General features: G+C 60.7%; 28 protein-coding genes. 18 read left to right on the top strand and 10 right to left on the bottom strand.

What is annotated here, in order from left to right; translation table 11 throughout:
- The first annotated feature begins 63 nt into the window (after positions 1–63).
- Together dut and GGD46_RS18075 are read left to right on the top strand one after the other, a co-directional pair.
- Positions 64–534, top strand: a complete 471-nt coding sequence (gene dut / locus GGD46_RS18080) for a dUTP diphosphatase (RefSeq protein WP_184706362.1) — start codon at positions 64–66, stop codon at positions 532–534.
- Entirely contained in the window at positions 534–1,427 is an 894-nt protein-coding gene (locus GGD46_RS18075; RefSeq protein ID WP_184706360.1) for a GNAT family N-acetyltransferase, read from the top strand. Before dut ends, GGD46_RS18075 begins: the two co-directional genes overlap by 1 nt.
- Here the strand turns inward: GGD46_RS18075 and GGD46_RS18070 are convergent.
- Positions 1,424–1,888, bottom strand: a complete 465-nt coding sequence (locus tag GGD46_RS18070; RefSeq protein WP_184706358.1) for an Lrp/AsnC family transcriptional regulator — start codon at positions 1,886–1,888, stop codon at positions 1,424–1,426. The two genes, GGD46_RS18075 and GGD46_RS18070, sit on opposite strands and share 4 nt — an antisense overlap.
- A 108-nt stretch (positions 1,889–1,996) precedes the next feature.
- Here GGD46_RS18070 and GGD46_RS18065 point away from each other — a divergent pair, with 108 nt between their 5' ends.
- Together GGD46_RS18065 and GGD46_RS18060 are read left to right on the top strand one after the other, a co-directional pair.
- Positions 1,997–2,911, top strand: coding sequence for a DMT family transporter (locus GGD46_RS18065; protein WP_184706356.1), 915 nt, complete (start codon positions 1,997–1,999; stop codon positions 2,909–2,911).
- The gene (locus GGD46_RS18060) at positions 2,908–3,210 is read left to right on the top strand and encodes an NIPSNAP family protein (protein ID WP_184706354.1); all 303 of its coding nucleotides are present in this window, start codon (positions 2,908–2,910) and stop codon (positions 3,208–3,210) included. Before GGD46_RS18065 ends, GGD46_RS18060 begins: the two co-directional genes overlap by 4 nt.
- A gap of 2 nt (positions 3,211–3,212) precedes the next feature.
- Here the strand turns inward: GGD46_RS18060 and GGD46_RS18055 are convergent, their stop codons facing one another.
- Both GGD46_RS18055 and GGD46_RS18050 read right to left on the bottom strand, forming a co-directional pair.
- On the bottom strand, positions 3,213–3,848 hold the full coding sequence (locus GGD46_RS18055; RefSeq protein WP_184706352.1) for a hypothetical protein: 636 nt from the start codon (positions 3,846–3,848) through the stop codon (positions 3,213–3,215).
- Between the two features lie 225 nt (positions 3,849–4,073).
- A complete protein-coding gene (locus GGD46_RS18050; RefSeq protein WP_184706350.1) occupies positions 4,074–4,631 on the bottom strand; it encodes a cysteine hydrolase family protein in 558 nt (185 codons plus the stop codon).
- 128 nt (positions 4,632–4,759) lie between these two features.
- Between GGD46_RS18050 and GGD46_RS18045 the strand changes: the two genes are divergently transcribed.
- Entirely contained in the window at positions 4,760–5,377 is a 618-nt protein-coding gene (locus tag GGD46_RS18045; protein ID WP_184706348.1) for a LysE family translocator, read from the top strand.
- Between the two features lie 134 nt (positions 5,378–5,511).
- On the top strand, positions 5,512–6,480 hold the full coding sequence (cysK, locus tag GGD46_RS18040) for a cysteine synthase A (RefSeq protein WP_184706347.1): 969 nt from the start codon (positions 5,512–5,514) through the stop codon (positions 6,478–6,480).
- 99 nt (positions 6,481–6,579) lie between these two features.
- Here the strand turns inward: cysK and GGD46_RS18035 are convergent, their stop codons facing one another.
- The 6 genes from GGD46_RS18035 to rsmI all read right to left on the bottom strand — a co-directional run bounded on the left by GGD46_RS18035 (position 6,580) and on the right by rsmI (position 12,342).
- Entirely contained in the window at positions 6,580–8,112 is a 1,533-nt protein-coding gene (locus GGD46_RS18035) for a YifB family Mg chelatase-like AAA ATPase (protein WP_184706345.1), read from the bottom strand.
- A 189-nt stretch (positions 8,113–8,301) separates the two neighbouring features.
- Positions 8,302–9,249 carry a glutathione synthase gene (gene gshB / locus GGD46_RS18030; protein WP_184706343.1) on the bottom strand — a complete coding sequence of 316 codons (948 nt, stop codon included), beginning with the start codon at positions 9,247–9,249 and terminating at the stop codon, positions 8,302–8,304.
- Positions 9,250–9,358: 109 nt separating this feature from the next.
- A complete protein-coding gene (locus tag GGD46_RS18025) occupies positions 9,359–9,862 on the bottom strand; it encodes a cupin domain-containing protein (protein ID WP_184706341.1) in 504 nt (167 codons plus the stop codon).
- A gap of 99 nt (positions 9,863–9,961) precedes the next feature.
- The gene (locus tag GGD46_RS18020) at positions 9,962–10,957 is read right to left on the bottom strand and encodes an endonuclease/exonuclease/phosphatase family protein (RefSeq protein WP_184706339.1); all 996 of its coding nucleotides are present in this window, start codon (positions 10,955–10,957) and stop codon (positions 9,962–9,964) included.
- A 103-nt stretch (positions 10,958–11,060) separates the two neighbouring features.
- Positions 11,061–11,441, bottom strand: a complete 381-nt coding sequence (locus tag GGD46_RS18015; protein ID WP_184706337.1) for a YraN family protein — start codon at positions 11,439–11,441, stop codon at positions 11,061–11,063.
- On the bottom strand, positions 11,434–12,342 hold the full coding sequence (gene rsmI / locus GGD46_RS18010; RefSeq protein WP_184706335.1) for a 16S rRNA (cytidine(1402)-2'-O)-methyltransferase: 909 nt from the start codon (positions 12,340–12,342) through the stop codon (positions 11,434–11,436). Before rsmI ends, GGD46_RS18015 begins: the two co-directional genes overlap by 8 nt.
- A 252-nt stretch (positions 12,343–12,594) precedes the next feature.
- On the opposite strand from rsmI, the gene dnaN reads away from it, so the two are divergent.
- From dnaN to GGD46_RS17975, 7 genes are all read left to right on the top strand, one after another.
- Entirely contained in the window at positions 12,595–13,713 is a 1,119-nt protein-coding gene (gene dnaN / locus GGD46_RS18005; protein ID WP_184706333.1) for a DNA polymerase III subunit beta, read from the top strand.
- A gap of 272 nt (positions 13,714–13,985) precedes the next feature.
- Positions 13,986–14,579 (top strand): phospholipid N-methyltransferase PmtA, encoded by a 594-nt coding sequence (pmtA, locus tag GGD46_RS18000; protein WP_184706331.1) that lies wholly within the window; start codon positions 13,986–13,988, stop codon positions 14,577–14,579.
- Positions 14,580–14,587: 8 nt separating this feature from the next.
- A complete protein-coding gene (locus tag GGD46_RS17995) occupies positions 14,588–15,175 on the top strand; it encodes a histidine phosphatase family protein (RefSeq protein ID WP_184706329.1) in 588 nt (195 codons plus the stop codon).
- Position 15,176: 1 nt separating this feature from the next.
- Positions 15,177–15,869: an orotidine-5'-phosphate decarboxylase gene (gene pyrF / locus GGD46_RS17990; protein ID WP_184706327.1), complete on the top strand. Its 693-nt coding sequence runs from the start codon at positions 15,177–15,179 to the stop codon at positions 15,867–15,869.
- A 28-nt stretch (positions 15,870–15,897) separates the two neighbouring features.
- Complete coding sequence (locus tag GGD46_RS17985; protein ID WP_184706326.1) at positions 15,898–16,185, top strand: DUF1330 domain-containing protein; 288 nt, start codon at positions 15,898–15,900, stop codon at positions 16,183–16,185.
- A 111-nt stretch (positions 16,186–16,296) separates the two neighbouring features.
- On the top strand, positions 16,297–17,277 hold the full coding sequence (locus GGD46_RS17980; protein ID WP_184706324.1) for a complex I NDUFA9 subunit family protein: 981 nt from the start codon (positions 16,297–16,299) through the stop codon (positions 17,275–17,277).
- A gap of 287 nt (positions 17,278–17,564) precedes the next feature.
- On the top strand, positions 17,565–17,726 hold the full coding sequence (locus tag GGD46_RS17975) for a hypothetical protein (protein ID WP_037149170.1): 162 nt from the start codon (positions 17,565–17,567) through the stop codon (positions 17,724–17,726).
- Between the two features lie 69 nt (positions 17,727–17,795).
- Here GGD46_RS17975 and GGD46_RS17970 read toward each other — a convergent pair whose 3' ends face one another.
- On the bottom strand, positions 17,796–18,593 hold the full coding sequence (locus tag GGD46_RS17970; RefSeq protein ID WP_184706322.1) for an undecaprenyl-diphosphate phosphatase: 798 nt from the start codon (positions 18,591–18,593) through the stop codon (positions 17,796–17,798).
- Between the two features lie 150 nt (positions 18,594–18,743).
- On the opposite strand from GGD46_RS17970, the gene GGD46_RS17965 reads away from it, so the two are divergent.
- The 5 genes from GGD46_RS17965 to GGD46_RS17945 all read left to right on the top strand — a co-directional run bounded on the left by GGD46_RS17965 (position 18,744) and on the right by GGD46_RS17945 (position 23,848).
- Complete coding sequence (locus GGD46_RS17965; RefSeq protein WP_184706319.1) at positions 18,744–19,436, top strand: glutathione S-transferase family protein; 693 nt, start codon at positions 18,744–18,746, stop codon at positions 19,434–19,436.
- Positions 19,437–19,549: 113 nt separating this feature from the next.
- Positions 19,550–20,707, top strand: a complete 1,158-nt coding sequence (queG, locus tag GGD46_RS17960; RefSeq protein ID WP_184706318.1) for a tRNA epoxyqueuosine(34) reductase QueG — start codon at positions 19,550–19,552, stop codon at positions 20,705–20,707.
- Positions 20,707–21,579, top strand: a complete 873-nt coding sequence (locus tag GGD46_RS17955) for an SDR family oxidoreductase (RefSeq protein WP_184706317.1) — start codon at positions 20,707–20,709, stop codon at positions 21,577–21,579. The genes queG and GGD46_RS17955 overlap by 1 nt, the downstream gene beginning before the upstream one ends.
- Before the next feature lie 396 nt (positions 21,580–21,975).
- Positions 21,976–22,344 (top strand): septal ring lytic transglycosylase RlpA family protein, encoded by a 369-nt coding sequence (locus GGD46_RS17950; RefSeq protein ID WP_184706316.1) that lies wholly within the window; start codon positions 21,976–21,978, stop codon positions 22,342–22,344.
- Between the two features lie 214 nt (positions 22,345–22,558).
- Positions 22,559–23,848: an RsmB/NOP family class I SAM-dependent RNA methyltransferase gene (locus GGD46_RS17945; protein WP_184706314.1), complete on the top strand. Its 1,290-nt coding sequence runs from the start codon at positions 22,559–22,561 to the stop codon at positions 23,846–23,848.
- Positions 23,849–23,955 lie beyond the last annotated feature (107 nt).

The following is a 23,955-nucleotide window of genomic DNA, read 5'->3' as shown; positions in this document are numbered from 1 at the left end:
ATCTAGCGACTCAAAGCCCTAAATGCAATTGACCTCGGCCGTTGCAGCGCAAACTAATGCCGCATGACCATACACACCGATATCAGCCCGACCCTGAACCTCATCCGTCTGCCGCATGGCGAAGGGCTAGATCTGCCCGCTTATGAGACCAGAGGTGCCGCGGGCATGGATCTGCGCGCAGCCGTCGACGATGGCGCGACGCTGACGATCCTTCCCGGCAAGCGGGCGCTTGTTCCCACGGGCTTTATCTTCGAAGTTCCGGATGGTTTCGAAGCGCAGATCCGCCCACGCTCGGGCCTTGCCTTCAAGAACGGCATCACCTGCCTTAACTCGCCGGGCACGATCGACAGCGACTATCGCGGCGAAGTGAAGGTGCTGCTGATCAATCTTGGCGAAGAGCCTTTCGAGATCACCCGCGGCATGCGCATCGCGCAGATGATCATCGCGCCAGCGATCCAGGCCCATATCGTCGAAACGACGGAAGCGAGCAAAACCAAGCGCGGCGCCGGCGGCTTCGGCTCGACCGGCGTGTAATGACCGAGCTTGCCCAAGCGCATGGCCTGACTCTGCGTCAGGATTATTTCGGTGATCCCTCCGCATGGAAAGGCCTCGTCGACCTGCTGCAGGACACGTTCTCGATCGATGTCGGCATTCAGGATAAATTTGGCGGCCCCGATCGAGGCAGCATGCCGTTTGGCTATTTCGATGGCGAAGGGCGCTGCATCGCCAACTTCAGCGCCTTCTCCATGCCGATGATGATCAATGGCCGTGCCGTCAAGGCGGCGGGCTATCAATCGGGCGCGGTGCGGCCGGAGTGGCGCGAACGCGGGCTTTATCGAGACCTCATGCGGCGCGCCTTTGAGCGAACCGCCGCTGAGGGCTACGAGCTCGATCTTCTGCTCACCGACAAGCCGGAGCTTTATGAGCGTTACGGGTTCCGCACAGTGCCTCAGCATGTCTTCATCGCGCAGATGCCGAAGCTGCAGAAATCAGACAGGGCTGCGCGGCAGCTTTCCCTGGAAACGCCGGAAGATCTGCACCTGATCCAGACGCTGCTGCAAAACCGGCAGCCGGTTTCCGAGCGCTTTGCCGTTATCGAGCAGACGGAGATGTTTCTGCTGAACGCCTGCTTCAATCCCGCGATCCGCCTGACGGCGCTCGGGGATGATGCGGTCATTGCATGGACGTTCGATGGCGCGACCTTCTGGCTGCTCGACGTGGCCGGAACAGCCATTCCGTCCCTGGCGACGATCCTGTCCGCTCTTGATGTCGAACCCGATCGTATCGAGATCTGCTTCTCGCCGGATCGGCTGGATTGCGAGGCATCGATCGAGCCCTATGAGGGATACACTGTGCTGATGGCGCGCGGCAAAGCAGCAGGCGAAATCACCGGGCCGCTCATCCTCTCGCCCATGGCGGAATTTTAGCGCGATAGCGGCGGCAGGCGGCGCTTGACCGGCGTCGCCTTGATCATCGACGTGTTCGTCTCGGCCCGCTCGGTGATCCTGTCCAATATGCCATCGAGTTCGCCCATGGAACGCACCACTAACCGCCCGATAAAGCAATCGTCGCCGGTGACCTTGTCGCATTCGATGAATTCGGGGGTGTCCTGAATGATCCGCTCGACGACATGCAGCTGACCGGGCAAAGGCCTGATGCGAACGATAGCCTGCAGCGGGTAACCGATCGCCTCGGGTGCAATATCGACGGTGAACGCCGATATGATGCCGCGCTCCTCCAGCCGGCGCAGCCGCTCCGCTGCGCTCGGCGAGGACAACCCTGCCGCTTCCGCCAACTCCTTCAGCGATATACGGGCATTGCGTGCGAGCGCCTCAAGCATTCGCTGATCGATCTCATCGAGACCAAGAGCCGCATTAGGGACACTCATATTTAAACCTCATATTTTTAGGTCAAACAGCGATTTCACCTCACTGAATCTATATCAACGATCCCCGCGCCGCAATATGATTGGCAGCAATAGACGGGAGCCAAGACAATGAGCGAGATTAAACGCGGTACGGCGGAAATGACGGCGGCAATGCTGATTTCAGGCACGATCGGCTGGTTCGTGCTGATGTCCGGACAGGCGGTGACCGATGTCGTCTTCTGGCGCTGTTCTTTCGGTGCGTTGACGCTACTCGTCATCTGCGCGGCGATGGGCCTGCTGCGTCCGGGCATTCTGAACTTGAAGAGCTTTGCGATCGCCGTCGGCGGCGGGATCGCCATCGTCCTCAACTGGTTGCTGCTGTTTGCCGCCTACTCCCACGCCTCCATTTCCATCGCCACGACCGTCTATAATACGCAGCCCTTCATGCTTTTGGGGCTTGGCGCATTGTTCCTGGGCGAGCGGATCACCTTCGCCAAGCTGTTCTGGCTCGCCCTCGCCTTTGCCGGCATGGTGATCATCGTGGAAGGCAAGCCAGCTGAAACGGCAGGTACGGGAAGCTATGCAATCGGCATCCTCCTCTCGCTGGGCGCGGCCTTCTTCTACGCGCTGGCGGCCATAGCGGCCAAGTGGCTGAAAGGCACGCCGCCGCACCTGATCGCGCTCATCCAGGTTTCGACAGGCATCCTGATGCTTGCGCCCTTTACCAATTTTTCTGCCGCGCCACAGGATGCCAGCGGGTGGTTGATCCTCGTCGCCATGGGCGTCGTGCACACCGGCGTGATGTATGTGCTGCTCTATGGCGCGATCCAGAAGCTGCCGACGCATCTCACCGGCGCGCTGTCCTTCATCTATCCGATTGCCGCTATCGTCGTCGATCGCCTTGCCTTCGGCCATGTGCTCGGCATCACGCAGATCGCCGGTGCGATCATCATTCTAGGTGCTGCAGCCGGCATGAATCTCGGCTGGACCATCCCCGTGCCCGGGCATAAGAACAACCATCTCTCCAAGGAAGCCATCGAATGATCACCTGCTACCTGCGCTACGTCATCGACCCCTACAAGCTTGCCGAGTTCGAGCACTATGCCAAGCTCTGGATTCCGCTGGTCAACCGGCTAGGCGGCGCGCATCACGGCTATTTCCTGCCGCATGAAGGCGCCAACAATATCGCATTGGCGCTCTTCAGCTTTCCGAGCCTTGCTGCCTATGAGGACTACCGGAAGCAGATGGCCGAGGATGCGGAATGCCGGGCCGCATTCGCCTATGGCGAAGAAACGCGCTGCATCGTCAGCTACGAACGCAGCTTCATGCGGCCGGTTTTCTAAACCTACTTAGCCGGAGTCGGGCAGGTTGTGGAGCGGCCGTCGAGGCCCTCCGCCATTTTTTCAAAGGTCGCGCCCAACCCGCTCTTGCCGCCGCCAAGACGCAGGACATAGAGGCTGTCGAAATCCTCTCCCTGCCACTTAGGCACCGCCTCGTCATCCCCGCCATTGTCACTCAACAGCTGCCGGGCGAGCTTGACGATCTGCTTGTGCTCCCAGGCGACGAAGACCAGCTTGCCTGCATAGGCAGGCTTTTCCAGCTCTGTTTTCAGCTCGTCGATATCGTCATAGCCAAAGCGGGTGTCGACCGGCATGCCGAGCGCAATCGCTGTCGGCTCGATGGTCGCCAGCGGCCTGATGTAGTCGTAGGAAATCCCGTCATCCCTCTTTCGCTGGGAGGGATTCGGCGCAAAGATCGCCGCAGGCTTGCCGAAGCGCTTTGTCAGTACCGATGGCAATGCCAGCGCCCGGTTGAGGCCCTGGCAGTTCAACTGACCAAGCCCCGTTTCCGGCTTTTCGCCATGGCGCATGAAGACTATTGTCTGTGCGCCGGTCCCAGCCGCAGAAGCGATTGGCACTGAGCCGCCAAGCACTGCAAGTGACAGAAGGCCGGCGGTAAGTGGCTTTGAAAAACTCCGCATCAGCGCTGCACCTCGAAAGTCATACGGGTGGAGGCTCCGGCCCGCATCATGCCGAGAGCCCTTAGGGCAAAGGCGGTCAAAGTGGTCAAATACGGCATGAAGCCTCCGATGGCGGAAAGGGAACAGAAGCAATTCCAGAAAAAGTGCAGAGCGGTTTTCCGTCCGGAATTGCGTAAAAACAAGAGGATAGAGCATTTTCGCGATTCGAGGAAAAGCGAAAGGGCTCTAGAATTGAATTTCATCGGCTGCAACCAGCTTGATTTCATGCGACCCAGCGTCGAAGCCATCAAGAAGCATGTTGTGGTGCGCAATGATCTCTTCGAAAGCCAGCTTTCCCATATCGGCAGTGGTGTGGCCATCGGAGATCAGCGAAACGTCGAAACCGAGCGAGACGGCACGTCGTGCAGTCGTGTCGACGCAGAACTGCGTCATGCAGCCGCCGATGAAAAGACGGGTGATGCCCCGGGCACGGAGCTTCGCCTCGAGATCGGTTTCGAAAAAGGAATCGCTGCTCGTCTTGTGGACGACGACATCACCGGCCTCGGGCGCGATTTCGCGGCGCAATTGCCAGCCCTCGCTGCGCTTTGCCAGGCGATGACCCGCATTGCCGTCATGCTGGACGATAAAGGCCGGAACGCCGGTCGCACGCGCCCTATGCTTCAGCGTGGCGAGCTTGGTGACCACCACCTCCAGAGCGGCATCGATGGCCGGTTGCCGCGCCGGAGCGCCGAGGCCGGTCAGAATGGAATTCTGTAGATCGATCAGGAGCAATGCAGAAGACATGATATCCTTGGGCATAGCAGTTTCGACGCGCGTTAACCCCTTGGTAGTATGTTCGCAGCGCCGGCGCAATCGCTTGAAAACGCAAAGGTGGTACGATAGAGACGGTACCATCTTTGGAGGAAATCTTGATGACGCTCGCGGCTCTTCTTGCCTATAGCGGCGCGCTCTTCATCGCAGCTGCCATTCCTGGTCCGGGCGTCACGGCCATCGTGGCACGCGCGCTGGGCTCAGGCTTTCGCGAGACCTTCTTCATGGGCCTCGGCCTGGTGCTCGGCGACACCATTTACCTGACGGCCGTCATCCTCGGCCTGGCCGTCGTGGCGCAGGCCTTCACCGAAGTCTTCATCGTCATCAAGATCGCCGGCGCCCTCTATCTCGGCTATATCGCGTGGAAGCTCTGGACCGCCGGCCTTCTGGCAGCCGATATATCGGCAAGAAAGCCCAATGGCGCCGGCATGTCCTTTCTTTCGGGCCTGCTGGTGACGCTCGGCAATCCGAAGGCCATGCTCTTCTATATCGCGCTCGTGCCGACGCTGATCGACATCGATCATATCGGTGCGCGCGAATATGCTATGCTGATCGCCGCAACCGTCATCGTGCCGCTGATCGCCCTCGTCCCCTACATGCTGCTCGCGTCTCGGGCTCGGGCCTTCCTCAAGAAGCCGAAAGCCCTGCGGATATTGAACAGGGTCGCGGCCAGCATTCTCGCCAGTACGGCCGCGTTTATTGCCGTACGAGCAGCCTGAAAAATCATTCCCTGAAATGGCTAGAGAAGAGATTCTTTTCTCACCTGCAACAAACAGTGTGCGCGCGTGCACTCTGGTTTCCGCAGGCGTTTGCTCCTATTGTCGCTGCATAATTCACATGTAGGGAGAAACCCATGTCCGACACCCGCAAACCAGGCCGCGGCCGCGTTTATGCCTCGATCACCGAGACCATCGGCGACACGCCGATTATCCGTCTCGACAAGCTGGCAAAGGAAAAGGGCGTCAAGGCCAACCTCCTGGCAAAGCTCGAATTCTTCAATCCGATCGCTTCCGTGAAAGACCGTATCGGCGTCGCCATGATCGAAAGCCTGGAGTCCCAGGGCAAGATCGCCCCCGGCCGGACGGTGCTGATCGAGCCGACCTCGGGCAATACCGGCATCGCGCTCGCCTTCGCCGCCGCTGCCAAGGGTTACAAGCTGATCCTCACCATGCCGGAGACCATGTCGGTCGAGCGTCGCAAGATGCTGGCACTGCTCGGCGCCGAACTGGTGCTGACCGAAGGGCCGAAAGGCATGAAGGGCGCGATCGCCAAGGCCGAAGAGCTGGCATCGACGCTGCCCGACGCCATCATTCCGCAGCAGTTCGAAAACCCGGCCAATCCGGAAATCCACCGCAAGACGACCGCCGAAGAGATCTGGAACGACACCGAAGGCAAGGTCGATATCTTCGTGTCCGGCATCGGCACCGGCGGTACGATCACCGGCGTCGGTCAGGTGCTGAAAGCCCGCAAGGCCGACGTCAAGGTCATCGCCGTCGAGCCGGCGGATTCGCCGGTTCTCTCGGGCGGCAATCCTGGCCCGCACAAGATCCAGGGCATCGGCGCCGGTTTCGCACCGAAGATCCTCGACACCCATGTCTATGACGAGGTGATTACCGTTAGCAATGACGAGGCCTTCCAGCAGGCTCGCCTCGTGGCAAAGCTCGAGGGCGTGCCGGTCGGCATCTCCTCGGGCGCAGCCCTGACAGCGGCAATCAAGGTCGGCCAGCGTCCTGAAAACGAAGGCAAGACCATCGTCGTCATCATCCCCTCCTTCGCCGAACGTTATCTTTCGACGGCGCTTTTCGAAGGGCTAGGCGGCTGAGGTAGCAAGTCGTCGGTTTGATTTGAAAGGGGTGCTGCTGCGCCCCTTTTTTATTCAGGCGAGTCGGCGACGATCAGACGCTCTCTGAGCCCCGAATTTTCAGGCATGCGCTGTCAGCCGCTCACCGGCAATGCGATAGGAAATGGCTTCCGCCAGATGGATACGCCCGACCGTCGGCTTATCATCGAGATCGGCAAGCGTGCGTGCGACCTTCAGGATGCGGTGATAGCCACGGGCCGAGAATTTCATCTTCTCGGCGGCATCGCGCAGCAATTGCAAGCCGGCGGCATCCGGTTCGGCAATGGTTTCGATCATCGATGTCGAGCAGCGGGCGTTGGTGCTGACATCCTTCATACCGGCCCTTTCGAAACGTTCGCGCTGCCGTTCGCGAGCGCGGGCGACGCGGAGTGCGACATCGGCACTGCTTTCTGAGGTTGTTGGCCGGATGAGATCCGCGGCTGACACCGCCGGCACGTCGATGCGGATATCGATACGATCCAGCAGCGGACCGGAAATGCGGCCTTGATAATCCGAGGCGCAGCGCGGACCGCGGGCACAGGTGTGCCCGGGTTCGCCGGCCATGCCGCAGCGGCACGGGTTCATCGCCGCCACGAGCTGGATACCAGCCGGATAGGCGACGCGATGGTTCGCTCTCGCAATGACGCACTCACCGGTTTCCAAGGGCTGACGCAGCGCATCTAGCGCCTGCGGTGAAAACTCCGGCAGCTCGTCCAGGAACAGAATGCCGTGATGGGCGAGCGACACCTCGCCAGGCCTGGCGCGCAAGCCGCCGCCGACGAGCGCCGCCATGGTGGCTGAGTGATGCGGCGCGCGATAGGGCCGCCGGTCGGAGAGCTTGCCCCCGGAAAGCTGGCCGGCGATCGAATGGATCATTGACACTTCCAGCAGCTCATTCGTCGACAAAGGCGGCAAGATCGACGGCAGCCGCGAGGCGAGCATCGACTTCCCGGAACCGGGCGGCCCTACGAACAACAGATTATGCCCACCGGCGGCGGCCACTTCCAGGGCGCGCTTGGCGCTTTCCTGCCCCTTGATATCGGCAAGATCGGGCAGGTTAGCCGCACCGGCGCGAACAGCCGGCTCCGGCCGCGACAGGACCTGTGTGCCGCGGAAATGATTGGCGAGCGCGATCAGGCTACGTGGCGCTAGAATATCGATCTCCTTGCCGGCCCAGGCGGCTTCCGGCCCGCTTTCCGCCGGGCAGATCAGCCCCTTGCCCATAGCGTTGGCGGCGATTGCCGCAGGAAGCGCGCCGGCAACGTGCGCGATCGTGCCGTCGAGATTGAGCTCGCCGATGACGGTATAGGACGACAGGGCATCGGCGGGGATCGCACCGAGCGCCGCCATCAGACCGAGCGCTATTGCAAGATCGAAATGGCTACCCTCCTTGGGCAGATCAGCCGGCGCGAGATTGACCGTGACCTTCTTTGGCGGCAGCGCAAGGCCGGATGCGTGCAATGCCGCCTGAACCCGCTCCCGGCTTTCGGCCACAGCCTTGTCGGGCAGGCCGACGATGTGCATCAGCACCTTGCCGGGTGCGATCATCACCTGCACTTCGACGGGTACGCCTTCAATGCCTTGAAACGCAACCGTGCTGACGCGCGCTACCATTCCCTGCCCTCATCCGACGCGTTTGCCGTTACGTGCCTCGATCAGCAAACTTCGGGTTGCAATCTGGCACAAGACAAGGAATGAAACAAGAACAATAAACGAACAAAAACGTCTCTCAGTCATGCCGAAATCATCGACATGACTGGCTGCGCATTATTGTCCAGCTCGAGGCTTGGTAAGAACTGCCGATCAGGCCCGCTTGGCTTCGATCGCATCCCAGAGCAGGCTCGCGATATCGGCGCCGCCAAAACGCTTCACTTCGCGAAGACCCGTTGGCGAGGTGACGTTGATCTCGGTCATGTAGTCGCCGATGACGTCGATGCCGACGAGCAGGAAGCCGCGTGCCTTCAGGGCCGGACCGATGCGAGCGCAGATTTCCTTCTCGCGCGCCGTCAGTTCGGTGGCTTCGGCGCGGCCGCCGACATGCATGTTGGAGCGGGCATCGTGCTCGGCCGGCACGCGGTTGATCGCGCCGACTGGCTCGCCATCGACGAGGATGATGCGCTTATCGCCCTTGCGGACATCAGGCAGATATTGCTGGGCGATGAAAGGCTCGCGGAAGAGCTGGCCGAACATCTCAAGCAGGGATGAGAGATTGCGGTCGTCGCGAGTCGAGTGGAATACACCGGCGCCGCCATTGCCATAGAGCGGCTTCAGGATGATGTCGCCCATCTCCTCGCGGAAGCGGCGGATTTCGCCGGCATCGCGGGTGATCAGCGTTTTCGGCATGAGATCGGCGAATTCGGTGACGAAAATCTTTTCCGGCGAATTGCGCACCCAGGCCGGATCGTTGACGACGAGCGTCTTCGGGTGGATGCGCTCAAGCAGATGCGTCGAGGTGATATAGGCCATGTCGAATGGCGGGTCCTGGCGCAGCAGCACCACGTCCATGGTCCCGAGGTCGACACGCTCCGACTCGCCGAGCTCGAAGTGATCGCCCTTGACGTCGCGCAGGATCATCGGCTCAACGGCGGCATAGACCTTGCCGTCGCGCATGCTCAGCCGCTCGGGCGTATAGTGGAAGAGCTTGTAGCCGCGGTTCTGCGCCTCGAGGCTCATGGCGAAGGTCGAGTCGCCCGCGATATTGATGCTCCGGACATGGTCCATCTGGACCGCAACATTCTTGATACCAGCCATAGTCAGCCCTCGCTCGAATTTGCGGACAGATGTAGGTCGGCCCGCCTCCAAACGCAACGGCTATTCAAGGACTTCCGTCTGCGGCATTCTTCGCCGGGGCCGGCGGCCCTCAGGCGGCAATGCCCTGTGCGCCGCCCTGGCGGACGAAGTTGCGCAGACGATAAGCCATGGTCAAAGGCTTCGGGAACGGCTTGCGGCAGAAGGCGACCTTGCGCAGGTAGCGATCGATACGCCACGTCGCCCAGGTGCCGCCGGCAAAATAGGCGACGTCACCGGCGCTCAGCGTGCGCTCGACGCCATCTTCCGTGGTGATATGCACCTCGCCTTCGAGGATCATCACCGTTTCGTCCCAGCCGAAATACCAGCGGAACTCGCCCGCCGTGCAATCCCACAGCGCCGTAATGGCGGCATCGTCCTGGCCGCGCGAATGCTCGGCGATGCGGGCAACCGGATTGCCCGACAGGATCCACGACCGCTCGATCGGCGACGGCTTCATTTCCATTTCGTCGCTGGCGCCCGCAACGAAGTTCCGTGACGGCGGCATCGTGACGACGACCGGCACGGCACGCGCAGCAAAGGCCGCCATGCTCGCCAACATCAGTTTCAAGACCATACAATCCCCCAAAGATTCCATGCGCTTCCAAGATGTCATCGCATGGAAGGGGTAACGGCGCGGTTCATGAAATATGGCGCATTTTAACGATTGCAACGATCAGACAGAGAAACCTTCGATTGCGCAGACGACGATGTCGTGATCGGACAGCGGCTTGCCCTCGTCATTGATGGAGGAAACAAGGTGGCTCTCGGCGATCTTCAGACCGCGGGTGATGAACCAGTCGAGCTTCATGGCACGATCCGGAAAGCGCGTGATCAGGCTCGGGCGCGTGCTCGTCTGATCAAGCGGGCCGCCGTGGCATTCGAAGCCACGGCCCTCGGCCATGGCAAACAGCGTATCGGTCGAAAAATCGCCGCCGGTGTGGTTGCCTGTATTGAGGTCGCCGCCGATCAGGATCGGCAAACCGGGAGCAAACACTTCCACGGCATCGATGAGCGCCGCCATCTGCCGCTCGCGGTAGGCAGCGGTCGCGACGCTCTCCAGATGAACCGAAACAGCAACGAGGGGACCGGCCTCGGTCTCGACGATGGCGCCGACGGCGCAGCGATCGCCGATGCGCGGCTGTTCATTGCTGTCGTTGAACCAGACGGCTTCGCCCGGCAGACGGATCATGAACGCATCCTTCAGGGCCACGGAGGCCATCAGTGCATTGCCGTGAAAGCCCTTCTCGTTGAAATCGTCGCGGCAATAGGAACGCTCGATTTCCGAACCGAGGCTGAGTTCGAGAAATTCGACGCCATAGGCGTAGTTCATGCCGAGTTCGCCGGCGATGACGGCTGTCGGGTCACGCTGCTCGGTGCGGGCCATACCCAGATCCATTTCCGACAGCAGGACAAGCGGCGCACTCGTGGCGCGCAGCTTGGCGGCGCTTTCCTCGGGGAACAGGCAGCGCTCGAGGTTCCAGGCGGCGACCGTAAAGGGGAAGGACAAAGCTCCCTCCTTGGCTTCCTGCCCACCGATACGCACGGTATTCAAGCAGGCGAGTGACGCGAGCTTTTCGGCATGAACGGCCGGGATCTTTTCGAGCGAAACGAAGCTCGTGCGCTCCTCCTGCGAGGGCACGGTGAAAGCGGAAACGGTGTTGCGGATCATGGATAGGGCCTGTCGAGGTGAAAATGAGGAGCGCACGCCGGGAAATCGCTGGCGCTGGTCGCCCGGCAATAGGCTGATTGTGTGAAGGCCCTGTAACGACGACTTAAAAAGCATCCGGAAAATGCTGCGGCCAGCGGCCGGGCAGCATCGCAACGATGTCATAGCGTTGCGAAAGACGGGCAAAGTCCGGCTGGCGCGCAAGCCAGAGATCGCTCGCGGCGCGGATGCGCCTTTGCGAGGAGAAGGAAACGGCGTCGATCGCCTCCTGTGCGCCGCGCCGCGACTTGACCTCGACGAAGACGGCAAGATCGCCCTTGCGAGCAACGATATCGATTTCACCAAGCTTGGTGCGGTGACGGATCGCCAGGATGCGATAGCCCTTGAGCATCAGGAAGGCTGCGGCGAGATATTCCGCGACATGGCCGCGTCGCCACGCCTTTTGTCGTTTCAGTCTTTCTCCTGCCTCGGGCTTCGTATCAGCCATGGCGCTCCTTCATGTCGAGCAGGCGCTGGTAAAGCTCCTTGCGCGGCAGACCGGTGAGACGCGCGGCTTCGGCGGCAGCCTTTGCCGTCGGCATCGTCCCCGAGAGGTCGGTAAGGATGGCGTCGATATCGGCTTCAGCCGGGGCGCTTTCCGCTGGTGGGCCGACGAGCCAGACGATTTCGCCCTTCACATTGTCGACTGTTTCATAGAATGCGGCGAGCTCGGATAGCGAGCCGCGCCGGAATTCCTCGAACGTCTTCGTCAGCTCGCGGCAGACGGCACCTGCGCGCTCTCCACCCAGCACATCGGCAGCGGCGGCGAGCGTGGCGGCGATGCGATGCGGCGATTCAAAGAAGATGAGGGTTGCAGGCACGCCGGCAAGTTCGGCCAGCCGATCACGCCGACCCTTATCCTTGGCGGGCAGGAAGCCCGCGAAAAAGAAGGCGTCGTTGGGCAGGCCGGAGCCGACGAGGGCTGCGAGCGGCGCCGAAGCGCCAGGAATTGGAACGACCTTGTAGCCTGCCTCGATCGCCTGCACCGCCAACCGATAGCCGGGATCGGAGACGAGCGGCGTGCCGGCATCCGACACCAGCGCCACCGAACGGCCAGCCTCCAGCGCCTGAAGCAGCCGCGGACCGGCCTCATCGGCATTGTGCTCGTGATAGGCATAGGGCTTGTTCTGGATTCCGTAGCGATCGAGCAGGACGCGAGTGACGCGCGTATCCTCGCAGGCGAGTACGTCGGCACCGGCCAGCGTCTCCAGCGCTCTCAGCGTGATATCGCCGAGATTGCCGATCGGCGTGGCTACGAGATAGAGCGCCGGCTCGAGGGGACGGGCAGGAATCTGGTTGTTGTGCAGGCGGAAACTGCGCGTCCCGCCGCTGGATTGCTCTTCGTTCATGCCGATCCTGAATTCGCTTGGGATAAGCAGCCTTTATGAGCGAGCCGCGCACGGACGGCAAGAGCGGTGCAATTCCTGTGGAGCATTGTCGACGAAATGTCGAATTGGCCCTTGGCAATTGATCCATGCCTCTTGCATTCGGATGGAGAAGTCTGCCAAGTTGCCTGTCCAATCTTTCGGGCCTCGTCCGAAAACATGTCGCTCGGGCGCCTCGGGCTGCCCGGCAAGTCACGGTCGAAAGCGGTAGCATCCATGCGTATTACAATTGAGCGGTCAAACCTCCTGAAGTCGCTGAACCACGTGCATCGCGTGGTCGAGCGTCGCAATACGATCCCGATCCTGTCCAACGTCCTGCTGAAGGCCGAAGGCACCAGCCTCGACATGAAGGCGACCGACCTCGACCTCGAAATTACCGAGGCGACGCCTGCCAATGTCGAGCAGGCCGGTGCCACCACGGTTCCCGCGCATCTGCTCTACGACATTGTGCGCAAGCTGTCCGACGGCTCGGAAGTACTGCTTGCCACCAATGCCGACGGCAGCTCGATGACGGTCGCCTCCGGTCGCTCCAAGTTTTCGCTGCAGTGCCTGCCGGAATCCGATTTTCCGGATCTCACCGCCGGCAGTTTCAGCCATTCCTTCAAGCTGAAGGCCGCCGATCTGAAGATGCTGATCGACCGCACGCAGTTTGCGATTTCTACCGAAGAGACGCGCTACTACCTGAACGGCATCTTCTTCCACACGATCGAAAGCGACGGCGACCTCAAGCTTCGCGCCGTTGCCACCGACGGCCACCGCCTCGCCCGCGCCGATGTCAGCGCTCCCTCGGGCTCCGAGGGCATGCCCGGCATCATCATTCCGCGCAAGACGGTCGGTGAACTGCAGAAGCTGGTGGATTCTCCGGATACGATCGTCACCGTCGAAGTTTCCGATGCAAAGATCCGTCTGACGATCGGCTCGATCGTCATGACCTCGAAGCTGATCGACGGCACCTTCCCAGACTATCAGCGCGTCATTCCGACCAACAACGACAAGGAAATGCGCGTCGATTGCCAGACCTTCGCGCAGGCCGTCGACCGCGTCTCGACGATCTCGTCCGAGCGCGGCCGCGCCGTGAAGCTCGCTTTGTCCGACGGCCAGCTGCTGCTGACGGTCAACAACCCGGATTCGGGAAGTGCAACGGAAGAAGTCGCTGTCGGCTATGAGATGGACCCGATGGAAATCGGCTTCAATGCCAAGTACCTGCTTGACATCACCGCACAGCTTTCCGGCGATTCTGCCGTGTTCCTGCTGGCCGATGCCGGGTCGCCGACGCTCATTCGCGACACGGCCGGTGACGATGCGCTCTATGTGCTGATGCCGATGCGCGTCTAGAGCATGCTGCCGAAAGCTGCCAGCGGTTTTCGGATGACATCGTGCTCTGCTTTTTTGCTTCAAGATCCGGATGATTTCAGGTCGAACAGACGTAAAAATCACCCGGATCTAGGGAAACCAAAGCGCCCTTTCATGCGTTTCATTACCGCGAGGGCGCTTTTATTTGGTTCTTTTCGGATTGCGACATTTTCTCTTGTTATTGCGTCATCGCATTGCAAGATTTTAGAGAAACTGTATGTAAGTCGTGACCGTAACATCTAGGGGGAGAAGGCATGGCGCTGCGTCTTAAGGAACGGCTTGGCAAGAAATTCGATGAGGAGATCCGTTTCTTCAAGGGCATGATGCAAGGGCCGAAGACCGTCGGTTCGATTGCGCCGACGTCCTCGATCACCGCCCGCAAGATGGCGAGCGTCATCAACACCCAGTCAGGGCTGCCTGTGCTGGAACTTGGGCCGGGTACGGGCGCCATCACCAAGGCGATCCTCGGACGCGGCGTCGAGCCGAAGAACCTGGTCGCCATCGAATATTCGACCGACTTCTACAATCATCTCGTCAAGCTCTATCCCGGCGTCCATTTCATCAATGGCGATGCCTTCGATCTCGACAAGACGCTCGGCGTGCTGCGCGGCCAGACCTTCGACTCCGTCGTCTCGGGCATTCCACTCCTCAATTTCCCGATGAAGGCGCGTGTGGCGCTGCTCGAAAGCCTGCTGGATCGCATGCCCGCGGGTCGTCCCTTCGTGCAGATTTCCTATGGACCGGTGTCGCCGATCATCGCCAAACCCGATCGCTACCACATCCGCCATTTCGATTTCATCGTCCGCAATATTCCGCCGGCCCAGCTCTGGGTCTACAGCCGCGGCTGAGACAATCCATGTATGCTCTTTATATTACGCACCCGCAGGTGCGGATTGATCCGGACGTGCCCGTGCCGGAATGGGGGCTGTCCGAGATCGGAGCGGCAAGGGCGCGCGCGGCGGCGACCCATCCTTGGGCCTATAAGCTTGGGCTGATCGTCTCTAGCGGCGAACGCAAAGCGATAGAAACGGCCGAAATTCTGGCGGCGACGAGCGGCGCGTCCGTCGAGATCATCGAGGCCATGCACGAGAACGACCGCAGCGCCACGGGCTTCCTGGCCCCGCCCGAGTTCGAAAAGGCGGCGGACTGGTTCTTTGCCAATCCGCATGAGAGCTTCAAGGGCTGGGAGCGCGCCTTCGATGCGCAGGCAAGGATCGTCTCCAATGTCGAAGCCATTCTTGCGCGGCACGATCCGCGGCTGCCGATCGCCTTCGTCGGACACGGCGGCGTCGGTACGCTGCTGAAATGCCATCTCGAGGGAAAGCCGATCGCGCGCCAGGGCGACCAGCCGCCGGGCGGGGGCAATCTTTTCTGTTTCGATCTTGCGAAGCGCGCCGTCTCGTGCGACTGGACACCCATGGAAGACTGGATGGGATGGGCTTGAGATGACCGCACGCGACCGCTTGATCGTTGGACTGGATGTTCCAAACCTTCAGGAGGCCGAGAAAGTGGTCGGCGCCCTCGGCGACGATATTCTCTATTACAAGATCGGCTATCAGCTCGCCTTTGCCGGCGGCCTGGAATTTGCGCGCGATCTCGCCGCCAGCGGCAAGAAGATCTTTCTCGACATGAAGCTGCTCGACATCGACAACACGGTGGCCTCCGGCGTCGAGAACATCGTCAAGATGGGCATGTCGATGCTGACACTGCACGCCTATCCGAAGGCGATGAAGGCGGCCGTCGAAGCGGCCAAGGGCTCGGATCTCTGCCTGCTCGGTGTGACCGTGCTAACGTCGATGGACGAAGAAGACCTGATCGCCGCCGGCTATGAGTACGATCCGCATACGCTGGTGCTGCGCCGGGCTGAGCAGGCGCATCTTGCCGGCATGGGCGGTATCGTCTGTTCGGCCGAGGAATCAGCTGCGGTGCGCAAGATCATCGGCCCCGACATGGCGCTGGTGACCCCCGGCATCCGGCCTGATGGTAGCGACAAGGGTGATCAGAAGCGAGTAATGACCCCGGCTGCGGCCATCAAGGCTGGTTCGAGCCATCTCGTCGTCGCCCGGCCGATCGTCAAGGCCGGCGATCCGAAGGAGGCCGCTCGCGCCATCCTCGCCGAGATCGACGCCGCAATCTGAGAATACACCAAGAAACAGGGAGGAACATATGCCGAAGGGATACTGGATCGCACGCGTGGACGTGCGCGACCCCGAGCGTTACAAGGACTACGTCGCAGCCGCCAAGCCCGCCTTCGAGAAATATGGCGCGAATTTCCTCGCCCGGGGCGGCGCTTTCACGCCGCTTGAAGGGCCTGCACGCGGGCGCAACGTCGTCATCGAGTTCCCGTCACTGCAGCACGCCGTCGATTGCTACAACTCGCCGGAATACCAGATCGCCGCCAAAATCCGCCAGCAGGTCGCGGACGCGGAAATGGTCGTCGTCGAAGGGGTTTGACCCCTTCGAAACGCGACGCTGCAACGCAGCGTGATTGCACTTCACCTCGGCGCTCGGATCGGCTAAGACGAAACCATATAAGCCCAATCAAAGCCTTTCGAGGAGCCTGCCATGACCCTGTCCAACCTCCCGCCGCTCGTGACCGTGTTCGGAGGATCAGGCTTCATCGGGCGGCACGTCGTGCGTGCGCTTGCCAAGCGTGGCTATCGCATCCGTGTTGCCGTGCGCCGCCCCGATCTTGCGGGTTTCCTGATCCCGCTCGGCAATCTCGGCCAGATTTCGATCGTTCAGGCCAATGTGCGCTATCGCAACTCCATCGATCGCGCAGCCGAAGGCGCGCAACATGTCGTCAATTGCGTGGGTATCCTGGCCGAAAGCGGCCGCAACACCTTTGACGCCGTGCAGGAATTCGGCGCCAAGGCCATCGCGGAAGCCGCACGCAGCGTCGGCGCATCGCTGACGCATATTTCGGCGCTCGGCGCGGATGCCAAGTCACCTTCCGCCTATGCCCGCACCAAGGCTCGCGCAGAGACGGCCATCCTGTCGATCAAGCCTGACGTCGTGATCCTGCGCCCATCGATCGTTTTCGGACCCGAAGACGAGTTCTTCAACAAGTTTGCCGACATGTCGCGCACGGCCCCGTTCCTGCCGCTGATCGGCGGCGGCAAGACGAAGTTCCAGCCCGTTTACGTCGAAGACATCGCGGAAGCCGTTGCCCGCAGCGTCGACGGCAAGCTGAAGGCCGGCACGACCTACGAACTGGGCGGCCCGGAAGTCCTGTCCTTCCGTGAATGTCTCGAGACGACACTTTCGGTCATCAGCCGGAAGAAGGCGCTCGTTTCCATCCCCTTCGGCCTCGCCTCGCTGATCGGCTCGATCGCCTCCCTCATCCCGCTGATCAAGCCGCCGATCACCTCCGACCAGGTCACGCTGCTGAAGAGCGACAATGTCGTTTCCAAGCAGGCTGAAGCCGAGGGACGCACCTTGAAGGGTATCGGCCTGCTGCCGACGCTTCTCGTCTCCGTGCTGCCCTCCTACCTCGTGCGCTACCGCCCGCATGGCCAGTTCACCGGCTCCGGCAAAGCAGCCTGACGATTCGGAGCTCCCGATAAATTCAAGCGCCGCCCGGCCCTGCCGAGCGGCGTTTTTTATTGTCCAGATAGACAAAATTTGACGTCGCTGAACCCGTTGAACCCCTGCCGCACACAGCTTAGCGTTGCCTAAAAGACGCACTGCGGAAATAGTGGCATTAACGTCAAATTTAATATGAACATTTATTGCTATTGCTCACTTCACTGACTAACAAGGCCGCGCGTCGCGAGCTTGCATAACGAACCGATCGTGGCGCGCTTCACACTTCTGCGGAAAGGCATTTTTCGATGGGCAAGTCTATCGCGCTTCTGTTTGCGTGCGCGGCACTGGTGATTCTCGCAGGCTCTTTCGTCGCCCGCGGCAGCATCGCCTCGGTGAAGGGCGAATGTGCGCCGGCCTACGGCGTCGATCCCTGCACGACGGGCTCTATCAACGCCTCCTCAAATTGATAGGCATGAAAAAGGCCGGTTCTCACCGGCCTTAATTGTCTCCAGGATCGCGTCGGCGGACGACTTGCTTCAGCCGAAGTAAAGTCCGATCAGGCCGACGGTGCCGACGGCGATACGCCACCACGCGAAGGGCGCGTAGCCACGGCGGGAGACGAAGTCGAGCAAGGCCCGCACGACGAACAGCGCCGAGATGAAGGCGGTGACGAAGCCGATGACGATCAGCAACCCTTGGTCCATGCTCAGGTCGTGACGGCTCTTCCACAGATCCAGTGCAAACGCGCCTGCCATGGTGGGCATGGCAAGGAAGAATGAGAACTCGGCAGCCGATCGCTTGTCTGCGCCGAGCAGCAGCGCACCGACGATGGTGGAACCGGAGCGCGACGTGCCCGGAATCATAGCCAGGCACTGGAAGAAACCGATCTTCACCGCCATCGGCCAGGAAAACTCGTAGGCGCTGGTGTATTTCGGTTTGAACTTGATCTTGTCGACGCCGAGCAGAACGAAGCCGCCGAGGATCAGCGAAATACAGACGACCTTCGGCGAATCGAATAGCACGGTCTTGATGAAATCATGCGCCAGAGCGCCGATCACCGCGGCCGGCAGGAAGCTGAAGAGGACGGCCAGAACGAAGTGGCGAGCCTTGACGCTGACGGGAAGCGCCTTGGCAATTTGGACAAGCCGATTGAAATAGACGAGCAGGATGGCGAGAATCGCACCGAGCTGGATGAGAACGTCGAAAGTGGCGGCTTCTTTGAAACCGAGAAAATGTCCGAGCAATATCAAATGTCCGGTGGAGGAGACCGGAATGAACTCCGTAAGGCCCTCCACAAGACCCAAAACCAACGCGATAATAATTTGTTCAGCCATATCGTGTCCTTTGTCAAACGGCAGGGCGGCCCGATTCGCTTGTGCAAACTAGGCCAAGCTCCTATAGCTTCAACCCATGACACATGACTAGGGCCGCAAGAACGCGACCCGAAAAACTCCGTAGCACCAATCAGAAACACCCGAGTAGCAATGCCGACGCTTTATCATCACCCAATGTCATCTTCATCTCGGTTCGTCCGGCTGATCCTGACCGAATATGGTTATCAGACGGAACTGATCGATGAGCAGACATGGGAAAAGCGCCGCGACTTCCTGGCGCTTAACCCTGCCGGCACCCTCCCTGTCTACGTCGATGACAGCATGAGGGCGCTCTGTGGTGCCTCGGTCATTTCCGAATATCTCGACGAGACCCACGGCGTCCTGAAGCGCGACCGCCGCCTTCTGGCCGAAGATCCGTTCCAGCGCGCCGAAATTCGCCGGCTGACGGAATGGTTCATGCAGAAGATGGAGCAGGACGTCACGCGGCCACTTACGCGTGAGCGCGTGTTCAAGCTGCAGATGACCGCCGAACAAGGCGGCGGCGCGCCCGACTCCAAGGTAATGCGGATGGCGCGCGGCAATATCCGCCAGCATATGAAATATCTGTCGTGGCTTGCCGGCTCCCGGCAGTGGCTGGCAGGCGACCGGCTGAGCTACGCCGATCTGGCAGCCGCCGCTTCGATTTCCGTGCTGGACTATCTCGGAGAGATCGACTGGACGGAATCCCCGATTGCCAAGGAATGGTACCAGCGGCTGAAGTCGCGCCCATCCTTCCGGCCGATCCTGGCGGAGCGTGTGCGCGGCGTCACCCCGGTTTCACACTACGCCGATCTGGATTTCTAGAGCCTTTTCGCTTTGAGCGGTGTCGCAAAATGCTCTATCTCTTGGTTTTCACGCAATTCCGGACGCAAAACCGCTGCGCACTTTTGCTGGAATTGCTCTAACGAGGGCTTGTCATGCCCGAGGATCGTGAAACGGAAAAAGCCGGAAAACGGCGAAGCGCGCTGACCGCCTTCCTGCACGAGGAAGCGCGGGCGCAAGGCTTCGATCTCTGTCGCATCACACGACCGGACGCCATCCCAGAGGCTGCCGTCCGGCTCGGAGAGTTCCTCGACAAAGGCCATCACGGCACGATGGGCTGGATGGAGGAAACGCGTGACCGGCGGGCCGATCCTCGTGTCCTATGGAGCGAAACCCGCTCCATCGTCGTCTTTGGCCTCAACTATGGTCCCGACGAAGATCCGCGCGGCATTCTGGAAAAGCCCGACAAGGCAGCCATTTCCGTTTACGCCCGCAATCGCGATTATCATGACGTCATCAAAGGACGGCTGAAGGAGATCGCGACCCGCTTTGCGGCGCGGGCGAAAGAAGATGTCAAAGTTTTCGTCGATACGGCGCCAGTCATGGAGAAGCCGCTCGCCGGCGCTGCCGGCCTCGGCTGGCAGGGCAAGCACACCAATCTCGTCAGCCGCGCTTTCGGGTCGTGGCTATTTCTCGGCTCGATGTTCACCACGGCCGATCTGGAGCCGGACGCGCCTGAGATCGATCATTGCGGCTCCTGTCGCGCCTGCCTCGACGCCTGCCCCACAGCGGCCTTCCCTGCGCCCTATCAACTCGATGCGCGCCGCTGCATCTCTTATCTCACCATAGAACACAAAGGGCCGATCGACCCGGAACTTCGACCGATGATCGGCAATCGCATCTATGGCTGCGACGATTGTCTGGCCGCCTGCCCCTGGAACAAGTTCGCAAGTGCTGCCTCGGAGATGAAGCTCGTCGCGCGAGAAGATCTCAAGGAACCATCGATCGCCTTTCTGCTCGGTCTCGACGATCCGACCTTCCGCACCTTCTTCAGCGGCTCGCCGGTCAAGCGTATCGGCCGGGATCGGTTTATCCGCAATGTCCTCATCGCGGCTGGCAATTCCGGTGAACGGTCCCTCACAGAGAAATGTCGCGAATTGGCTGGCGATCCATCGCCTGTCGTGCGGGGAATGGCAGTCTGGGCGTTGTCGCGGCTAATGACGGCTGGCGAGTTCCGTGCATTTGCGGCACAAAGGCATGACGAAGCGGACGAAGAGGTTCGCGCGGAATGGAAACTGGCAGGGGTGTTGTGATGCATGTGATGATTTTCGGCTGCGGCTATTCGGGAACGGCCATCGCCAAGGCATTTGCCAGCCCCGGTGTGCGCATCACCGGCACGACCCGTTCCGCCGAGAAGGCCGCATTGCTGGCGAAGGAAGGCATCGAGGCTTTCGTCTTCGACGGCGAGACGCTCGATCCGGCTCTGGCCGAAGCGATGGCATCCGCAACCCATCTGGTGCAGTCGATCGCACCGGGCAAATCGGGCGATCCGCTGCTGCGGCTGGCGCAGCTCAATCTGAAGGCGCTGATGCCGAAGCTGGAATGGGTCTGCTACCTCTCGACGGTTGGCGTCTATGGCGACCATAAGGGCGCATGGGTCAGCGAGCAGACTTCATTGCATCCGGTCGCCGACCGCTCCGTCGAGCGTGTCGAGGCGGAAGACGGCTGGCTGCGCGTCGGTATCCGGCTTGATCTGCCGGTTTCCGTTCTCAGACTTTCCGGCATCTATGGCCCGGGCCGCAATGCCTTTTGCAATCTGGACAAGGGAACGGCCCGCCGCCTCATCAAGGCGAACCAGGTCTTCAATCGCATTCGCGTCGAAGATATCGGCGCCTGTGCCCGCTTCCTGTCCGAGCACAGGCTTGGCGGCATATATAATGTGACCGATGACGAACCTGCGCCGCCGCAGGATGTGATCGCTGAAGCCGCCCGCCTCATGGGCATCGAGCCGCCGCCGGAACAACCCTTCGAAACGGCTGAGCTGAGCCCGATGGCACGCTCCTTCTACGGCGAAAACAAGCGTGTCTCGAACGCGAAATTGCGCGCGTTGGGCTTTGCCTTCCGTTACCCGGAGTATCGTATGTCCCTTGCGGAACTGTGGTCCTCGGGACGCTGGCAAGGCTGAAAGACACGCCCCCAACCCTCATTAAATTGCATGAAAATTCCTACCAGGCCGGGCTCCCTAGTTCAATTTTCCCCGCAATTATGGTTAACGACCTCTAAAATTGCACAAATGCGGCAGCAATTATGGCGGCGCCGCAAAATTATTTTCCAGAAAATCGTGATCCCGGACATTGCAGCATGCCTGCAGGAAAAATCGTTCCACTTTTAACTGATTTTATTAGGTTTTTTCCATAACCGAGCAAATCCACTGAATAGTCACAGTATTTGCCGCGATTCACAAATGTTACAGTCTGTAACATTCCGTGATTGATAGTGGCACTTTTTTGCCATTTTTGGCCGGATTTAAGCCCCACCGCCTGCCCAGGGCGCAAGTTCAATAGCTTGAGGGAAAAACGGTTTGAAGAAAGTCGCACGTTCTTTGGCAATCGCCGCAACTATATCCGCCTCCTTTGCTGTCGTTTCGACTCCAGCATTTGCATCCGCCGGCTGCGGAGGCGCTTCATGGTACGGAGGAAGCTCCAAGACTGCTTCCGGTGAACGTATGAGTTCCAGAAATCTTACTGCCGCCCACCGTTCGCTTGCCTTCGGAACGCGTCTGCGGGTCACCAACAAGCACAATGGCCGCAGCGTCGTCGTTCGCATCAACGATCGTGGACCTTTCATTCGCGGACGTGTTCTCGATCTTTCCCGCGCCGCAGCCCAGGACATCGGCATGGTTGCCTCCGGCACCGCCAAGGTCTGCTACGAGGTCGTCGCCTCGAAGTAATCGCCGATCAGGCCGGACGCATAGGGCATTTCGGCTCAACGCTTGCTCTCTCCGCCAATCGCGGCTACCACGCGATTGCGACGCTTCAATAATCTGCCGCCATGTAGGGCATTCGAGCGGATTGATGAAGTGTCAGCGATATGTTGGCGGCGCATCCCGTTTCCCGATAAACTCCGCCGAGTTTCGGGATCATGCGCAAGCAGGAGAAGAGTGAATGCGTCTGGGCGGCCGATTGCAGGGGGCCATCGAAGTTCTTGCCGATATTGAAGCGCGCAAACGACCGGTGGCCGACGCCCTGAAGGATTGGGGCCTTGCCCATCGCTTTGCCGGCTCCGGCGACAGGGCCGCGATCGGCAACATCGTCTACGATGCCCTGCGCATGCGGCTTTCTCACGCCTGGCTGATGGAAGACGACAGTCCTTCGGCGCTTGCCCATGCTGTCCTCTTTCGCCAATGGGGCCTGACGCCCGAAGCTCTCGCTGCCGAACTAGACGGCGATAAGTTTGCTCCCGAGGCGCCGAGCGCACAGACCTTGGCCAGCTTTGCCGCCCGCAAACTCGAGGACGCGCCCGTGCACGTCCAGGGCGATATCCCCGAATGGGTCGAAGCCTCCTTCCAGCGCGCCTTCGGCGACGGCTGGCTTGCCGAAGCACAAGCGCTCTCCGACCGCCCAACGCTCGACCTTCGCGCCAACGCGCTCAAGGCCGACCGCGCCAAGGTGGTGAAGGCGTTGGAACGCGCAGGCGCACAGGCATCGAAAATCGCCCGTTTCGGCATCCGCATTCCCGCCGGTGAAGGCGCATCCCGTCTTCCTAACGTCACGGCCGAGCTTTCGTTCCAGAAAGGTTGGTTCGAGGTGCAGGACGAAGGTTCGCAGATCGTTGCCGATCTCGTTTTGCCCGAAGAAGGCGACCAAGTGCTCGATTATTGTGCCGGCGGCGGCGGCAAGACGCTCGCCATGTCGGCCGCCATGCACAACAAGGGTCAGGTCCACGCCTATGACAGCGATCGCCGGCGATTGGCACCAATCATCGAACGGCTGAAGCGTGCCGGAACCCGCAATGTCCAGGTTCATGACGAACGCAACGGTCTGCTGACGTTGCGCGGCAAGTTCGACAAGGTTCTGGTCGACGCGCCTTGCACCGGCACCGGCACCTGGCGCCGCCGTCCGGATACGAAATGGCGGCTGACGCAGAAAAATCTCGACGAGCGGACCAGCCAGCAGCAGGAAGCCCTCGCTCAAGCTGGCGAATTCGTCCGCCCCGGCGGCTCGCTGCTTTACGTCACCTGTTCGGTCCTGCCCGAAGAAAACGAGGCGCAAGTCACCCGCTTCGCCAGCCAGAACCCCGATTTCGCAATCGTGGAGACGCTGAGCTCCTGGGAAAAGTTGTTCGGCAAGGATACGGCGCGCCCGCATTCTTCAGATGGCAAGACCATCACCCTGACCCCCGCCTCCACAGACACGGACGGCTTCTTCTTCTGCCGCCTGCAGCGCAAGGCATAGGTGCACCGCAGTGCGGCGACTAGGTTGAGCCGCCGCACTGCAATTGGGCAGGCTATTTCAGCAATCAGAGACAATGTAGATGCGGCACGCGGCGCACCGTCAGCGCG

It is taken from the genome of Martinezella lusitana (genome assembly GCF_014207095.1).
Lineage (GTDB): Bacteria > Pseudomonadota > Alphaproteobacteria > Rhizobiales > Rhizobiaceae > Rhizobium > Rhizobium lusitanum_B.
Note: the sequence above shows the minus strand (reverse complement) of the source record. Positions and strands in the feature narration are given on the sequence as shown.

Excerpts from the sequence above, each read along its gene's own strand:
- GGD46_RS18075 (WP_184706360.1), top strand. The coding sequence starts at position 534 with ATGACCGAGCTTGCCCAAGCGCATGGCCTGACTCTGCGTCAGGATTAT.
- GGD46_RS17980 (WP_184706324.1), top strand. The coding sequence starts at position 16,297 with ATGACCCTGTCCAACCTCCCGCCGCTCGTGACCGTGTTCGGAGGATCA.
- GGD46_RS17975 (WP_037149170.1), top strand. The coding sequence starts at position 17,565 with ATGGGCAAGTCTATCGCGCTTCTGTTTGCGTGCGCGGCACTGGTGATT.
- queG (WP_184706318.1), top strand. The coding sequence starts at position 19,550 with ATGCCCGAGGATCGTGAAACGGAAAAAGCCGGAAAACGGCGAAGCGCG.
- GGD46_RS18020 (WP_184706339.1), bottom strand. The coding sequence starts at position 10,957 with ATGATCCGCAACACCGTTTCCGCTTTCACCGTGCCCTCGCAGGAGGAG.
- GGD46_RS18065 (WP_184706356.1), top strand. The coding sequence starts at position 1,997 with ATGAGCGAGATTAAACGCGGTACGGCGGAAATGACGGCGGCAATGCTG.
- GGD46_RS18025 (WP_184706341.1), bottom strand. The coding sequence starts at position 9,862 with ATGGTCTTGAAACTGATGTTGGCGAGCATGGCGGCCTTTGCTGCGCGT.
- GGD46_RS17965 (WP_184706319.1), top strand. The coding sequence starts at position 18,744 with ATGCCGACGCTTTATCATCACCCAATGTCATCTTCATCTCGGTTCGTC.
- GGD46_RS18045 (WP_184706348.1), top strand. The coding sequence starts at position 4,760 with ATGACGCTCGCGGCTCTTCTTGCCTATAGCGGCGCGCTCTTCATCGCA.
- cysK (WP_184706347.1), top strand. The coding sequence starts at position 5,512 with ATGTCCGACACCCGCAAACCAGGCCGCGGCCGCGTTTATGCCTCGATC.
- pmtA (WP_184706331.1), top strand. The coding sequence starts at position 13,986 with ATGGCGCTGCGTCTTAAGGAACGGCTTGGCAAGAAATTCGATGAGGAG.
- GGD46_RS18070 (WP_184706358.1), bottom strand. The coding sequence starts at position 1,888 with ATGAGTGTCCCTAATGCGGCTCTTGGTCTCGATGAGATCGATCAGCGA.
- GGD46_RS17945 (WP_184706314.1), top strand. The coding sequence starts at position 22,559 with ATGCGTCTGGGCGGCCGATTGCAGGGGGCCATCGAAGTTCTTGCCGAT.
- GGD46_RS18015 (WP_184706337.1), bottom strand. The coding sequence starts at position 11,441 with ATGGCTGATACGAAGCCCGAGGCAGGAGAAAGACTGAAACGACAAAAG.
- GGD46_RS17955 (WP_184706317.1), top strand. The coding sequence starts at position 20,707 with ATGCATGTGATGATTTTCGGCTGCGGCTATTCGGGAACGGCCATCGCC.
- dnaN (WP_184706333.1), top strand. The coding sequence starts at position 12,595 with ATGCGTATTACAATTGAGCGGTCAAACCTCCTGAAGTCGCTGAACCAC.
- pyrF (WP_184706327.1), top strand. The coding sequence starts at position 15,177 with ATGACCGCACGCGACCGCTTGATCGTTGGACTGGATGTTCCAAACCTT.
- GGD46_RS18050 (WP_184706350.1), bottom strand. The coding sequence starts at position 4,631 with ATGTCTTCTGCATTGCTCCTGATCGATCTACAGAATTCCATTCTGACC.
- rsmI (WP_184706335.1), bottom strand. The coding sequence starts at position 12,342 with ATGAACGAAGAGCAATCCAGCGGCGGGACGCGCAGTTTCCGCCTGCAC.
- GGD46_RS17995 (WP_184706329.1), top strand. The coding sequence starts at position 14,588 with ATGTATGCTCTTTATATTACGCACCCGCAGGTGCGGATTGATCCGGAC.
- GGD46_RS18055 (WP_184706352.1), bottom strand. The coding sequence starts at position 3,848 with ATGCGGAGTTTTTCAAAGCCACTTACCGCCGGCCTTCTGTCACTTGCA.
- dut (WP_184706362.1), top strand. The coding sequence starts at position 64 with ATGACCATACACACCGATATCAGCCCGACCCTGAACCTCATCCGTCTG.
- GGD46_RS18035 (WP_184706345.1), bottom strand. The coding sequence starts at position 8,112 with ATGGTAGCGCGCGTCAGCACGGTTGCGTTTCAAGGCATTGAAGGCGTA.
- GGD46_RS18060 (WP_184706354.1), top strand. The coding sequence starts at position 2,908 with ATGATCACCTGCTACCTGCGCTACGTCATCGACCCCTACAAGCTTGCC.
- gshB (WP_184706343.1), bottom strand. The coding sequence starts at position 9,249 with ATGGCTGGTATCAAGAATGTTGCGGTCCAGATGGACCATGTCCGGAGC.
- GGD46_RS17970 (WP_184706322.1), bottom strand. The coding sequence starts at position 18,593 with ATGGCTGAACAAATTATTATCGCGTTGGTTTTGGGTCTTGTGGAGGGC.
- GGD46_RS17985 (WP_184706326.1), top strand. The coding sequence starts at position 15,898 with ATGCCGAAGGGATACTGGATCGCACGCGTGGACGTGCGCGACCCCGAG.